Source organism: Geothrix sp. PMB-07 (assembly GCF_030758935.1).
GTDB lineage: Bacteria > Acidobacteriota > Holophagae > Holophagales > Holophagaceae > Geothrix.
Window position 1 is genome coordinate 1690666 of sequence record NZ_CP132333.1, and the last position, 12928, is coordinate 1703593.

General features: G+C 66.1%; 11 protein-coding genes. 7 read left to right on the forward strand and 4 right to left on the reverse strand.

Annotation, left to right across the window (positions count from 1 at the left end; genetic code table 11):
• The first annotated feature begins 32 nt into the window (after positions 1-32).
• From Q9293_RS07520 to Q9293_RS07530, 3 genes are all read left to right on the forward strand, one after another.
• A complete protein-coding gene (locus tag Q9293_RS07520) occupies positions 33-482 on the forward strand; it encodes a GatB/YqeY domain-containing protein (RefSeq protein WP_306251613.1) in 450 nt (149 codons plus the stop codon).
• Between the two features lie 142 nt (positions 483-624).
• Positions 625-2463, forward strand: coding sequence for a proline--tRNA ligase (gene proS, locus Q9293_RS07525; RefSeq protein ID WP_306251615.1), 1839 nt, complete (start codon positions 625-627; stop codon positions 2461-2463).
• On the forward strand, positions 2463-2936 hold the full coding sequence (locus Q9293_RS07530; RefSeq protein WP_306251617.1) for a hypothetical protein: 474 nt from the start codon (positions 2463-2465) through the stop codon (positions 2934-2936). Before proS ends, Q9293_RS07530 begins: the two co-directional genes overlap by 1 nt.
• Before the next feature lie 80 nt (positions 2937-3016).
• Here the strand turns inward: Q9293_RS07530 and ndk are convergent, their stop codons facing one another.
• Positions 3017-3436, reverse strand: coding sequence for a nucleoside-diphosphate kinase (ndk, locus tag Q9293_RS07535; protein WP_306251619.1), 420 nt, complete (start codon positions 3434-3436; stop codon positions 3017-3019).
• Between the two features lie 139 nt (positions 3437-3575).
• Here ndk and secA point away from each other — a divergent pair, with 139 nt between their 5' ends.
• Together secA and rapZ are read left to right on the forward strand one after the other, a co-directional pair.
• Positions 3576-6194 carry a preprotein translocase subunit SecA gene (secA, locus tag Q9293_RS07540; RefSeq protein WP_306251621.1) on the forward strand — a complete coding sequence of 873 codons (2619 nt, stop codon included), beginning with the start codon at positions 3576-3578 and terminating at the stop codon, positions 6192-6194.
• A 99-nt stretch (positions 6195-6293) separates the two neighbouring features.
• Complete coding sequence (rapZ, locus tag Q9293_RS07545; RefSeq protein WP_306251623.1) at positions 6294-7142, forward strand: RNase adapter RapZ; 849 nt, start codon at positions 6294-6296, stop codon at positions 7140-7142.
• A 6-nt stretch (positions 7143-7148) separates the two neighbouring features.
• Here the strand turns inward: rapZ and Q9293_RS07550 are convergent, their stop codons facing one another.
• Positions 7149-8270, reverse strand: coding sequence for a saccharopine dehydrogenase family protein (locus tag Q9293_RS07550; RefSeq protein WP_306251625.1), 1122 nt, complete (start codon positions 8268-8270; stop codon positions 7149-7151).
• 17 nt (positions 8271-8287) lie between these two features.
• Entirely contained in the window at positions 8288-9703 is a 1416-nt protein-coding gene (locus tag Q9293_RS07555) for an APC family permease (protein ID WP_306251627.1), read from the reverse strand.
• Between the two features lie 47 nt (positions 9704-9750).
• On the opposite strand from Q9293_RS07555, the gene mltG reads away from it, so the two are divergent.
• Positions 9751-10767, forward strand: coding sequence for an endolytic transglycosylase MltG (mltG, locus tag Q9293_RS07560; RefSeq protein ID WP_306251629.1), 1017 nt, complete (start codon positions 9751-9753; stop codon positions 10765-10767).
• Positions 10760-11539, forward strand: coding sequence for a TlyA family RNA methyltransferase (locus tag Q9293_RS07565; RefSeq protein ID WP_306251630.1), 780 nt, complete (start codon positions 10760-10762; stop codon positions 11537-11539). Before mltG ends, Q9293_RS07565 begins: the two co-directional genes overlap by 8 nt.
• Before the next feature lie 24 nt (positions 11540-11563).
• Here Q9293_RS07565 and Q9293_RS07570 read toward each other — a convergent pair whose 3' ends face one another.
• Positions 11564-12928, reverse strand: a complete 1365-nt coding sequence (locus Q9293_RS07570) for an ATP-binding protein (RefSeq protein WP_306251632.1) — start codon at positions 12926-12928, stop codon at positions 11564-11566.

Here is a 12928-nt window from a genome sequence, read left to right on the forward strand (position 1 = left end):
TCACCATGACCAGGACACCCGAGGAGTCACCCATGCTGGACCGCCTGCAGGCCGATCTGAAGACCGCCATGTTGGCTCGGGACGCGGCCCGCACCCAGGTGCTGCGCATGGCCCTCGCCGCCTACAAGAACGAAGCCGTGGCCAAGGGCCTGGGGCCCCAGGGCGTGCTGGCCGATGCGGATGCCTTGGCTGTCTTCAAGCGGCTGGTGAAATCCCGGGAAGACAGCGTGGCCCAATTCGAGAAGGTGGGCCAAGGGGATCGGGCCTCCCAGGAGCGTGCCGAGATCGAGCTGCTTCGGCCCTACCTGCCGGCCATGATCGAGGGGTCGGCCCTGGAGGAGGCCGTGAAGGCGGCCATCGCCCAGAGCGGGGCGGCCTCCAAGAAAGACATGGGCCTGGTCATGAAGGCCCTCCAGGCCGCTCACGGCGGTGCCATTGATGGCAAGGCCGCCAGTGCCCTCGTGCAGAGCCTCCTGAATTGATGCTGTCCGGGGGGACCGCCTGCTCGCTTCGCTCGCGATGTCCCCCCGGGCCCCCATCCAAGGGCCAGCCGAAGCCTGGCCGTGGGATCTGAGGCCGCAGGAACAGTGGGGCATGGGCTAGACTTGAAGGTTCGAGGCCCCCATGAAGCAATCCAAGCTCCTGATCCAGACCCTGCGCGAGACGCCGCGCGACGCTGACGTGGTGAGTCAGCAGCTCATGATGCGGGCGGGCATGATCCAGAAGGTGGCCGCCGGCATCTACAGCTACCTGCCCCTGGCTTTCCGGAGCATTCGCAAATTTGAGGAAATCGTCCGCGAAGAGCTGGCCAAGGATGGCTGCCAGGAGCTGACCATGCCAGCGGTGCTGCCTGCGGAGCTGTGGCAGGAGAGCGGCCGCTGGAAGTTCTACGGCGACGAGCTGCTGCGCTTCTGCGACCGCAAGGCCAAGGCCGAGGTGGCCGAGCGCCGTGCCCGGGGTGAGAAGCCCGATGAGCGTGAGTTCTACAACTTCTGCCTGGGCCCCACCCACGAGGAAGTCATCACCGACATCGTCCGCAAGAACGTGCGCAGCTACAAACAGCTGCCCATGAACCTGTTCCAGATTCAGACCAAGTTCCGGGATGAGCGCCGCCCCCGCTTCGGCCTCATGCGCGGCCGTGAATTCACCATGAAGGACGGCTACTCCTTCCACGCGGACGATGCCTGCGCCGACCGTGAGTACTGGGCGATGTTCAACGCCTACAAGCGCATCTTCGCCCGCCTTGGGGTGAAATTCCGTCCGGTGGAAGCCGATAGCGGCGCCATTGGCGGCAGCTTCACCCACGAGTTCCACGTGCTGGCTGGCAGCGGCGAAGACGCCATCCTCAGCTGCAATGCCTGCGACTACACCTCCAACATTGAGAAGACCGAGGCGCCCGCCTTGCCCGCGGGCGACCACGGAGCGGCCTTTGAGCTGAAGCGGGACCACTTCTGCACGCCAGGGGTGCTGGGTCAAGTGGAGCAGGCTGCCGGCATGAAGGACGCCGAGCACGACGGCATGCCCCTGGCTCAGACCAGCAAGTTCTTCCTGTACCGTGTCACGTTCGCGGACGGCGCCACCAAGCTGGTGGGGGCCGTGCTGCGCGGCGATCACGAAGTTAATCCCGTGAAGGTGAAAAACCACGTAGGCGCCGCCGAAATGGAGCTCATGCCCCTGGAGGAAGCCGAGGCCTTCACCGGCGCCAAGACCGGCTTCATGGGGCCGGTGGGCCTGAAGGACGTGCAGATGCTGGTGGACGCCAGCCTCAAGGGCGCGGTGAACCTCACCTGCGGCGCGAACCGGACGGACTACCACCACTTTGGCCTGGATCCCGCCCGCGACCTGCCGGGTTGCGCCTACGTCGACTTGCGCACCGCCTCCGAGGGCGATGCCTGCACCCGCTGCGGGAAGGGCAGCTACCAGGCATTCCGGGGCATCGAGGTGGGGCAGGTCTTCAAGCTGGGCCTGAAGTATTCCAAATCCATGTCCTGCACCTTCCTCGACGAGCAGGGCAAAGAGAATCCCATGGTCATGGGCTGCTACGGCATCGGCATCACCCGCACGGTGGCCGCGGCTGTCGAGCAGAACTACGATGCTGACGGCATCATCTGGCCCTGGCCCATCGCGCCTTACCAGGTGCACCTGGTCTGCCTGGATCCGGGCAGCGCCGAGGTGTCTGGCGTGGCCAGCCAGGTGGAGAAGGATCTGGAAGCCGCCGGTTTCGAGGTGCTGCATGACGATCGCGAGGGCCTGAGCCCGGGCGCCAAGTTCAAGGACGCCGACCTGCTGGGCTTCCCCCTGCGCCTCACCGTGGGCGCCAAGGGCCTGAAGGATGGCATCGTGGAACTGCGGGATCGCCGCACCAAGGACGTGATCAAGCTCAAGCCCGAGGCCGCTGTGGCAGAAGTCTCCACGGCCCGGGACCGCATCATGCAGGAACTGGAAACCGCAGGAGGCCGCTGATGGCAGAGGGGCGAGTTCACCTCACGACCTTCATCGAAGGCGTGCTGGTCCATGGCCAGCAGACCCCTTTCGTCCTGCTGGTGCCCTCACCCCACAGCCCCCATCGAGGCTTGCTCATGCCGGCCCAGATCCCCTGGGCGCCAGGCTTCCTGCCGACCTCTCTGCTGAACGCCCAGATCGAAGCCGCTTGGGGCATGCCCTTCCGTTTCGTGGACAGCTCGGTGCTGCCCGTGGTGTTTGATGAACGCACCAGCCGGCTGCCCACGCCATGGCTGCTGCGGCTTGAGGGCCTGGAGGGCCAGCAGCGTCTCTACCTCAGCCACCTCCTGCGCACGAAGGCGCCTGAAGACGAGCTGCCCCCCCCGCCTCCGGGCGGCCAGTGGTTCAGCGACAAGGGGCTGCAAAGCGCCGATCTGATGCCAGGCGTGCGGCGGCTCTGCCAGTCGGCGCTGCAGGCGGTCGCCGAGGTCTGAGGTTCTGCCAGGCTTCCGCTCATGACGAAAATCGGCGCCGATGGCGCCGATTTTCGCGAGGGGCTTCGCCCCGGGAAGGCTCAGAACTGCTCGAACGCGTTGAAGAAGTAGCCGACCTCGAACCTGGCGCTCTCGGGCTTGTCGCTGCCGTGGGTGGCGTTGCGGCCGATGCTGGCACCGAAGCGCTTGCGGAGGGTGCCTTCGGCGGCATTGGCCGGGTTGGTGGCGCCCATGAGATCGCGCCAGCGCAGGATGGCGTTCTCGCCTTCCAGCACCATGAGGGCCACGGGGCCTTCGGTCATGAAGGCCTCCAGCTCGGCGTAGAAGCCCTTGCCCACATGCTCGTGGTAGAAGCCCTGGCAAATGGCGGGGGTGAGGCGGGTCAGCTTGAGGCCGACCACCTTCAGGCCGCTCTGCTCGATGGCGCTGATGATCTCACCGATGTGGCCGTCCTTGACGGCGTCGGGCTTCACGATGGCAAAGGTGCGTTCAACGGTCATGTTTCCTCCAGAATCCAAACAATCAGTCTGCCTTGGACGGGTAAAGTCGGCAACCGCGAAGCCTTGAAAGGTCGGACCAGCGCTGGGAAACGGGGGGCCACCACGCTACAATCGATGGTTTACGCGACTGGACGGTTCCATGCTCGACAACCTTCTCAAGAAACTCATCGGCTCCAAGAATGACCGGGAGCTGAAGCGGCTGTGGGCCAAGGTCCAGTTCATCAACTCCCTGGAGCCGGAAATTTCGGCCCTCAGCGACGAGGCCCTCAAGGCCAAGACGCCCTATTTCAAGGAAAAGCTGGCCAACGGCGCCACGCTGGACGACATTCTGCCGGAGGCTTTCGCCGTGGCGCGCGAGGCCAGCAAGCGTGTGCTGAAGATGCGCCATTTCGACGTGCAGCTGGTGGGCGGCATGGCCCTGCACGAAGGCAAGGTGGCGGAGATGCGCACGGGTGAGGGCAAGACGCTTACCGCCACGCTGCCCCTCTACCTGCACGCCCTGGCTGGCAAGGGCGCCCACCTTGTCACCGTGAACGACTACCTCGCCCGCCGCGACGCGGAATGGATGGGCCGCCTCTACAACTGGCTGGGCCTGAGCATCGGCGTCATCCAGCATGGGCTGGACGACCAGCAGCGGCGCGACGCCTATGGCTCCGACATCACCTACGCCACCAACAACGAACTGGGCTTCGACTACCTGCGCGACAACATGAAGTGGGATCTGGCCGACTTCACCCAGCGCGGCTTCAACTTCGCCATCGTGGACGAAGTGGACAGCATCCTCATCGACGAGGCGCGCACGCCGCTCATCATCGCGGGCAGCAGCGAAGAGGACACCTCCAAGTATTTCCGCATCGACGCCATCGTGCCCAAGTTGAAGGCCGAGACGCACTACAAGGTCGACGAGAAGGACCGCCAGGTCATGCTCACGGATGACGGCATCCACCACGCGGAGCAGCTGCTGGGCGTGGCGAACCTCTACGACCCCACCAGCATTGAGACCCTGCACGGCCTCAACCAGGCTCTCCTGGCCCACAACCTCTACAAGCTCGACGTGGACTACATGGTCCGCCCCAAGGAGGACGGCAAGGGCATGGAAGTGGTCATCGTGGACGAGTTCACCGGCCGGGCCATGCCGGGTCGGCGCTGGTCGAACGGCTTGCACCAGGCCATCGAGGCCAAGGAAGGCGTCGAAGTCAACGCCGAGAACCAGACCCTCGCCACCGTCACCTTCCAGAACTTCTTCCGGATGTACAGCCGGCTCTCCGGCATGACGGGCACGGCGGAAACTGAAGCCACGGAACTGCACTCCATCTACAAAGTGGATGTGCTCGTGGTGCCCACCAACATGCCCATGGTCCGCAAGGATTTCGCCGACACGGTCTACTCCACCCGCGCGGGGAAGAAGAAGGCCATCGTCGAGGAGATCCGCGATCTGCACACCAAGGGCCAGCCGGTCCTGGTGGGCACGGCCAGCATCGACAGCAGCGAGGAGCTGGCGGATTCCCTCAAGGCGGCCCGCATTCCCCACGTGGTGCTGAATGCCAAGCACCATGAGCGTGAAGCCGAGATCATCGCCCAGGCCGGCCGCAAGGGCGCCGTCACCATCGCCACCAACATGGCGGGCCGCGGCACCGACATCATCCTGGGCGGCAATCCGGAAGGCCTGGCCCGCATCGAGGCGAAGAAGAAGGGCATCGCGCTCTATGACGAAGAGGGCCTGGAGACCGCAGAGTTCGCCGCCCTGGTGGAGAAGATGCGCGAACAGACCGCCGTCGAGCATGAGGAAGTGGTGGCCCTGGGTGGCCTGCACATTCTTGGCACCGAGCGCCACGAAAGTCGCCGCATCGACAATCAGCTGCGCGGCCGCGCCGGCCGCCAAGGCGATCCCGGCTCCAGCCGCTTCTACCTGTCCCTTGAGGATGACCTCATGCGGATCTTCGGCGGCGACCGCATCAAGAACCTCATGGGCGCCATGGGCATGAACGATGACGAGCCCATCGAGGCCGGCATGGTCACCCGCGCCATCGAGCGCAGCCAGAAGCGCGTGGAAGCCCACCATTTCGAGATCCGCAAGCACCTGCTCGAGTACGACGATGTGATGAACAAGCAGCGCATCTTCTTCTACGGACTGCGCACGGAAATCCTCAAGGGCAACACCAAGGAGTACGTCCTCCGCGTGGCGGGCGAGATCGCCGAAGGCCTGGCCCATGATTTCCTGGTGGACAAGGGCGAGCGCGACCTGCCGGGCTTCCGCGAGCGCGTGGAGCAGCTGTTCACTCTGACGGGCGAGGAGGTGGATGGCATTGGGCATCTGCCCCAGGCCCAGGCCAGCGAGGCCCTGGCCAAGCTGGTGCAGACCTACTACGAAGGCAAGGACGAGCGTCTGGGGGGGGAGGGCATGCGCAGCTACGAGCGCTGGTCCATCCTGCAGATCATCGACGCCGCCTGGAAGCGCCACCTGCTGGTCATGGACCACCTGAAGGAGGCCATCGGCTTCCGCGGCTACGGCCAGAAGGATCCGCTCGTGGAATACAAGCGCGAAAGCTACGAGTATTTCGAGCAGATGCGCTTCGGCTACGAGGACGAAATCATCTCCTACCTTTACCGCGTGGAACCCCAGCCGGCCTATACGCCCGATGAAGACTTCTTCCGCGGCCCCTCGGAGACTTTCGAGCTGGGCCCCGATGAACAGGGCAATGCCCCCGACGGCATCCAGCGCGTGCTGCGCTTCACCGCCGGCGGCCTGGAAGACTGATCAGCCCTTTCTGTTCCAACCGGGAAAACCGCAGGGGGCCTTTGCGCCCCCTGCGATTTTCTTGAGCCATGGCCGCAGGCCCTGCTGCACACTAGGGGCATGGAACTCATCGTCGTTACAGGACTGTCAGGGGCGGGGCGGCACTCGGTATTGGGCGCCCTGGAAGACAGCGGCTGCACGGCTTTGGACAATGTGCCGCCACGGCTGCTGGAGCCGCTGCTGGAATTGGAATCCAAGTTGACGCCTGGCCACGAGCGGCTGGTGGTGGGCATGGACAGCCGCCAGGCGGATTTCGCGCTGGAGTTTGGCCCTCTCGTGGATCGGCTCCGTGGTGGCGACGTGCCGGTGCAGATCGTGTTCGTGGAGGCGGATGAATCGGTGCTGCTGCGCCGCTATTCCGAAACCCGGCGCCCTCACCACCTGGCCCTTCTGGGCACGGCGGGAGAAGGCATCCAGCGGGAGCGGGAGCTGCTGGCGCCCATCCGGGCCATGGCCACCACCATCCTCGATACGACGGGCCTGAGCCTCTCCGAGCTTCGGCTCCGCATCGCCTCGCTGGTGCCGCAGCTGCCCACGCGTGAGACGGCGGTCCGCCTGCTCAGTTTCGGCTTCAAGCGCGGCGTCCCCGCAGATGCGGACGTGGTGCTGGACGCGCGGTTTCTGCCGAATCCCTTCTATGTGGAGGCTCTGAAGCCGCTCACCGGGCGGGACTGGGCCGTGCAGGAGTACCTGCTCGAGTCCCACGAATTTCGGGAGTTCCTGGAAAAGGCCGAGGCATGGCTGCGCTGGTCCCTGCCCCTGGTGCGCCAGGAGGGCCGCGCCTATCACACCCTCGCCATTGGCTGCACCGGCGGCCAGCACCGCTCTGTGGCACTCGTCGAGATGCTGGCCCACCGCCTCAAGGGCGATGTGGCGGCCCTGACCATCCGCCACAGGGAACTGGACTGAGTTGGCCTAACTCTCGGTGAAGACTACGCCGTGCCGCGCCAGGTCTTCCCGGATGAAGTCCCAGGCCCCGGGCTCCTGGCCCAGGAATTCCGGCGGGCTGATGCCCTTGCGTGAGTAGCCGCCCTTGGCCAGCAGCCGCACCGCCGCCGTGCAGGTGTAGCCCGTGGTGCGGGCCATGGAGGTGGTGCGCGTGGTGCGGTCGTAGCGATCCAGCAGGTTCAGTTCTTTGCGCATGCGCTGGCCGTTCTTCTCGCCTTCCACCACCACCCGCATCACCGTGAAATCCTCGTCGCCTTCCTCCATGAACCAGAGGGGGAAGAGCAGGGCGGTGGTCAGGTCCAGGGGGCTCACCTCCACGCCTCCCACCAGGATCTTGTCCTTGCCGAAGAAGCCCGATTCCCGGAGCATGCGCATCTTCTCGATGTGGCCGGGATAGCGCAGGGTTTTTTCCTTCATGGAAGGCACCTTGGGAAAGGTCTTGATGATGCTGCGCAGGCCATCGGTGTTGAAGGATTCCAGCGTGCCCAGGCCCTCGAAATCCAGCAGCTCTGGTTCCGATAAGGCCGGCAGGGTGACCACGCGGCCATCCTTCACGTAGCGGGCGGGACGGGTGTATTCCTCGATGACATCGATGGGACTGAACCCGGCCTTGTACTCGTAGGGCCAGGTGCGGACCACGGGCAGGCCGCCCACCAGGCACTCGAAGGAGGTGATGCGATCCCACTGCCGGGAGAGGTCGCCCAGGATGAGGTTGCCGCAACCCGGCGCCACGCCGCAGTCCACGATGGCCGTGAGGTTCTGGCGTTTGGCAAGGGCATCCAGCTCGAAGCAGTCCTCGTCGAAGAAGGAGATGTCCACCAGGGGTTTGCCGGCCTCCAGCACGGCTCGGGCCATGGCGAAGCCCATGAAGCCGGGCACGGCGCCTACCACGAGGTCCGCGTCTGCCACGGCTTCTGCCACACCCTCTGTGCGGGAGACATCCGCCAGCCGCGTGTCCGGTCCCGTCCCCCGCAAGCGGGCCAAGGCGCTGGGGGCGCGGTCCGCCACCGTGACCCGGAAATCCTGGCTGAGATCCTTGGCCATGGCGCCGCCGACGCGACCGGCCCCGAGAACGACGACATGGAGCATATGGACTCCTTTGGGAATCAGGCTTTCACGCGGGGTTTCACCGCCAGGTACACGGGCCCACCCAGCGCCACCAGCAGGAGGCCAGGCCAGGAATAACTGGGACGGTAGATGAAGAGGGCGCCGACGATGGCGGTGGCGCCCAGGAGGTAGAGGGCCGGCACCACCGGATAGCCCCAGACACGCACGGGGCGGTCCAGTTCGGGCCGCCGCCAGCGCAGGAGGAAAACACCACCCACGGTGAGGATGTAGAAGAGGATGGTGGGCAGCATGACGAAATCCAGCAGCTGCCCGTAGGTTCCCGTGAGGGTGAGCAGGCAGGTCCAGAAGGCCTGGATCCAGAGGCCGAAGGCTGGCACGCCATGCGTGTTGAGCTTGGCAGCGCTGGGGTAGAAGAGGCCATCCTCGGCCATGCGCTGGTAGACCCGGGCGCCGGAAAGCACCAGGCCGTTGAGGCAGCCGAACATGGACACGAGGATGCTGCCAGCCATGATCAGCCCGCCGCCGCTGCCCAGTAGCACCTGCAGGGCCAGGCTGCCCACCCGGTCCTGGGGGGCGTTGGCGATCCCGGTGGGCCCAAGCACCTTCAGGTAGACGGCATTGGCCAGGAAGTAGAGACCGCAGACCGTGGTGGTGCCGATGAGCAGCGAGTAGGGAATCGTGCGCTGGGGTTCCTTCACTTCCCCCGCGATGAAGGTGACGGAATTCCAGGCATCCGCGGAGAACATGCTGCCCGTCTGCACCACCAGCAGCGCGGTGAGGAAGGGCAGGGCGGGCGAGCCGTCCAGGGGCAGGAAGGGCGTCTGGACCGGGGCCACCGAGGGCTTCAGCAGCAGCCCCAGCAGGATCAGCGCGGCGAGGCCGCCGATCTTGGCGACGGTGAACAGGTTCTGGATGCGGGCGCCGAGCTTCACGCCGTAGAGGTTCACGGCGCTGAGGAACAGCACCACCGCGATGCCCGAGAGGCGCGAAGGCGTCAGTCCCAGGTGGTAGGGGCCCACACTGATGGCCTGGGTGACCCGCATCAGAGGCACGTCCAGGTGGGGGCCGATCCAAGCCGTGTCGGTGATGGCGGGGAAGAAGGAACCCAGATACTTGCCGAACCCCACGGCCACGGCGGCGATGGTGCCGCACTCGATGACCACGAAGAAGGTCCAGCCGTAGAGGAACCCGGCCACGGGACCGTAGGTTTCGCGGAGGTAGGTGTACTGACCCCCGGCCTGGGGGAACATGCCCGCCAGTTCACCATAACTCAGGGCCGCGAAGAGGGTGAGGATCGCCGTGAGGCCCCAGGCCGCCAGGAGGAAGCCCCCCGTGTGGCCCGTGCGGACCATGTCCGCCGCGACGATGAAGACACCGGAGCCGATCATGGAGCCGGCGATGAGCATGGTGGCGGAGAACAGGCCGACGTGGCGGCGGTAGCCGGGTGCGCTCATAGGTTCCTTGGGTAGATGGATCCACGCTACCACGGCATCCTGGAGGCATGGCACGATCCTCGACTTCCCTCCGGCTTCTTCTGGCCACCCTCGTTCTCGCGGCGATTCCCGGCTTTGGGGGCTGGTGGGCCTGGAAGGGGCAGGGCCCCCTGCAGCAGGAAGCCACGGTCCTGGTGAAGCGGGGTGCCAACATCAACCAGGTGGCGGATCAGTTGGAGCGCGATGGTGTCATCCGATCCGCTTCCCTGTTCAAGCTCTGGGCCCGGTCCCGCAAACTGCAGCTCATCCGCGGCGAGTACACGTTCAGCCCCCGCACCAGCCTGGCCGATGTGGCCGGAAAGCTTCGCCGGGCCGAGATCCACTACACCACCGTGTCCATTCCCGAAGGGGCCCACGCCTGGTCGGTGCAGAAACGGCTGAAGGATTTCGTTCCCGAGGAGGTGTTCTGGACGCTGTGGAAGAGCCCCAGGCTGGCCAAGTCCGCCGGCTTCGAGCAGGCGGAAACCCTGGAAGGCCTCATCGCCCCCGCCACCTACAAGCTGCACCATGCCATGGAGCCGGAGGAGGTCATGCTCATGCTGGTGGAGGCCTTTCACAGCCAGGTGCGCCCCAAGTTGGAGGGCGGCGTGCTGCCCCCCTACGAGACCCTGATCCTGGCCAGCCTGGTGGAGAAGGAGACCAAGCTGGTGGAGGAGCAGCCGCATGTGGCGGGGGTCTACAAGAAGCGCCTGGACATCGGCATGCGTCTGCAATGTGACCCCACCAGCCTCTACGCCCGCTGGCTCAGCGAAGACCTGCGTTTCACCGCGCCGACTGTGGCTGACATCCGCCGCTCTCACCGCTTCAATACGTATACCGTGAGTGGCCTGCCCCCCACGCCCATCGCCATCCCCAGCCCCACGGCCATCCAGGCGGCCCGGGAGCCCCTCGTGGGCAAGGATCTCTACTTCGTGGCCACGGGGAAGGGCGGCCACAACTTCGCGCCCACCCTGCGGGATCACAACCGCAACGTGGGGGTGTATCGCCAGGAAATCACCCGCCAGAAACGGGCTGCCCGTGGCTAAGCAGCGGCTCGACCTGCTTCTGGTGGAGCTTGGCCTCTGCGAGACCCGCGCCAAGGCCCAGGCCCGCATCCTCGCCGGGGATGTGCTGGTGGAGGATCGTCCCATCACCAAGGCGGGCACGGCCGTGGATGAGGCCGCCATCATCCGACTGCGGGGCGAGGCCCTGCCTTTTGTGAGCCGAGGCGGCCTGAAGCTGGCTGGGGCCCTGGATCGCTGGGGCATCGATCCCAGCGGGCTCGTCTGTTTCGATGCGGGCTCCAGCACCGGGGGCTTCACGGATTGCCTGCTGCAACGAGGCGCCGCGAAGGTTTACGCCGTGGATGTGGGCACCAACCAACTGCACTGGAAACTCCGCAGCGATGCCCGGGTGGTGTCCATGGAGCAGGTGAACCTCCGCACCTGGGATCCGAATGTCATTCCCGAAAAATGCGCCCTGCTGGTGGCCGATCTGAGCTTCATCTCGCTGCGGCTGGCCATTCCACCTGTGTTGCCCAGCCTGCTGCCGGGGGCGGAGGCTGTGCTGCTGGTGAAGCCTCAGTTCGAGGCGGGCCGCGAGGATGTGGGCGCCGGGGGCATCGTGCGCGATGGCGCCGTGCACCGGCGGGTGCTGGTGGACACCTGGGCCTTCTTCGCGGAAACCCAGTTGCGGCCGCAAGCCCTGGCCCTCAGCCCCATCAAGGGCGGGGAGGGAAACGTGGAGTTCCTCCTGCGCCTGCGGTTGGGAGCGGAGGCGGGCGACCTCGGCGCGGCTTTGGCGGCCCTGGAACTCTGATCGGCGCCCCGTCCGGTTCCTGATTCAGGCCCTGGGTAGCCGCACGTCCACGGTGAAGGTGGTGCCCTTGTCCTGGGTGCTTTCCACCTGGATGCTGCCGCCCATGAGGCGCAGCAGTTCATGGCTCAGCGCCAGCCCCAACCCGCTGCCGCCGTACTGCCGGGTGATGCCCACATCGGCCTGGGTGAAGGGGCGGAAGAGGCGCTGCAGCACTGCCGGAGACATGCCGATGCCCGTGTCTTCCACGGCCCAGCGCAGGTGCAGGAACGGGCCTTCATCCTCTACCTGCAGGCGCAGGGTGATGCTGCCCTGGGCGGTGAACTTCAGCGCATTGCCCAGCAGGTTGTTGATGACCTGCCGCAACCGCAGGGGGTCGCCCACCACGGCGGGAACCTCCGCGGGAAGGGCCATGAGGAAGGCCAGCCCCTTGCCGGTGGCGTCGGCCTTCCAGAGGCTGGCGCAGTCCTGGGTGAGCACGATGGGCGAGAACGCGGAGCTTTCCAGCGTCATGCCACCGGCCTCCACCTTGGAGAGGTCCAGCACCCGATCGAGCATGTCCAGCAGGTTGCGGGCCGCCTTCCAGCCGATCTCCGTGATCTCGCGCTGATCCTCGTCGAGGTTGGTGGTCATGAGGTAGCGCGACATGGCCATGATGGCGTTCATGGGCGTGCGGATCTCGTGGCTCATGGTGGCGAGGAACACGGATTTCAGGCGGGCGGCCTCGTGGGCCTCCTGGGCCGCGGCGGCCAGGGTGGATTCCCTCGCCTGCTGGCTCTCCATGTTCTGGGCCACGCCCAGGTAGCCGAAGAGGCTGCCGTGGCGATCTCGAAGCGCCGTGACCGCCAGCCGAACGGGAATGTGCTGGCCGTCGGCACGGCGGTAAGTCCAGGTGCGCACCTCGCTGAGGCCCCGCTGGGGCAGGGCCGAGTACACCTCGAAACCGCGGATGGGCACGCCCAGGGCCTCGCTCAGCTCCCGCCCCCGGGCCTCGGCCTCCTCGGGCAGGTGAAAGGCCTCGGGCGTCATGCGGTGGATGACCTCCTGCGCCTTCAGGCCCAGCATCTGTTCCGCGCCCGCGTTGAAGAGCTGGATGACACCCTGGGCATCCGTGGCGATGAGGGCCACTTCCGTGGCGGCGTCCATCACGGCCTTCAACAGCCGCTGCTGGGAATCCCGCTCCTCAGCCAGGCGGGATTGGAGCTCCATCCGGCGACGCACGAGCAGGAAGGACAGAGCTGCCACCCAAAGCAGAAGGATCACCACCAGTGCGGAGCCCAGCCACCAGGCTGGGCGCGCGGCTGGCGCTGGTCGAAGCAGCTGCCAAGCGATGAGCGCCGGAGCACCCAGGGCCGCCAAGCTGATCCAGAAGTGTCCGGGGCGGGCGGCCAT

Coding starts and splice junctions, on each gene's coding strand:
- Q9293_RS07520 (WP_306251613.1), top strand. CDS start 33: ATGCTGGACCGCCTGCAGGCCGATCTGAAGACCGCCATGTTGGCTCGG.
- proS (WP_306251615.1), top strand. CDS start 625: ATGAAGCAATCCAAGCTCCTGATCCAGACCCTGCGCGAGACGCCGCGC.
- Q9293_RS07530 (WP_306251617.1), top strand. CDS start 2,463: ATGGCAGAGGGGCGAGTTCACCTCACGACCTTCATCGAAGGCGTGCTG.
- ndk (WP_306251619.1), bottom strand. CDS start 3,436: ATGACCGTTGAACGCACCTTTGCCATCGTGAAGCCCGACGCCGTCAAG.
- secA (WP_306251621.1), top strand. CDS start 3,576: ATGCTCGACAACCTTCTCAAGAAACTCATCGGCTCCAAGAATGACCGG.
- rapZ (WP_306251623.1), top strand. CDS start 6,294: ATGGAACTCATCGTCGTTACAGGACTGTCAGGGGCGGGGCGGCACTCG.
- Q9293_RS07550 (WP_306251625.1), bottom strand. CDS start 8,270: ATGCTCCATGTCGTCGTTCTCGGGGCCGGTCGCGTCGGCGGCGCCATG.
- Q9293_RS07555 (WP_306251627.1), bottom strand. CDS start 9,703: ATGAGCGCACCCGGCTACCGCCGCCACGTCGGCCTGTTCTCCGCCACC.
- mltG (WP_306251629.1), top strand. CDS start 9,751: ATGGCACGATCCTCGACTTCCCTCCGGCTTCTTCTGGCCACCCTCGTT.
- Q9293_RS07570 (WP_306251632.1), bottom strand. CDS start 12,928: ATGGCCGCCCGCCCCGGACACTTCTGGATCAGCTTGGCGGCCCTGGGT.